The sequence below is a fragment of the Winogradskyella poriferorum genome (assembly GCF_050618035.1).
In the GTDB taxonomy this organism is placed as follows: domain Bacteria; phylum Bacteroidota; class Bacteroidia; order Flavobacteriales; family Flavobacteriaceae; genus Winogradskyella; species Winogradskyella poriferorum_A.
In genome coordinates, this window is record NZ_JBODPY010000073.1 from 1 (window position 1) to 246 (window position 246).

Below are 246 nucleotides of genomic sequence, written 5' to 3' on the forward strand. Positions count from 1 at the left end.
CTTGGAAGGTTTCAAAATTTGAAACTGAAGAAATTTCTAACCAACGGTCTTGTGCTGTAGAGAAGACTTCAAAATCATAAGTAAGAGCAGAAGTAAAGCCCAAATCTCCACCACATAAGCGTAATATTCTGTAAGGTAATTTTAATTCTTTCAAAATACCTTTTACGTGTTCTACCATGCCATCTAAAGCCTCATAAGACTTATCTGGATGTTCCACTCTAAGAATTTCAACTTTATCGAATTGGT

At 34.6% G+C, this 246-nt stretch carries 1 protein-coding gene; it reads right to left on the reverse strand.

What is annotated here, in order from left to right; translation table 11 throughout:
- Positions 1-246, reverse strand: a 246-nt coding sequence (locus tag ACRHOC_RS14975) for an aminoacyl--tRNA ligase-related protein (RefSeq protein ID WP_431159423.1), incomplete at both ends; no start/stop codon positions are given.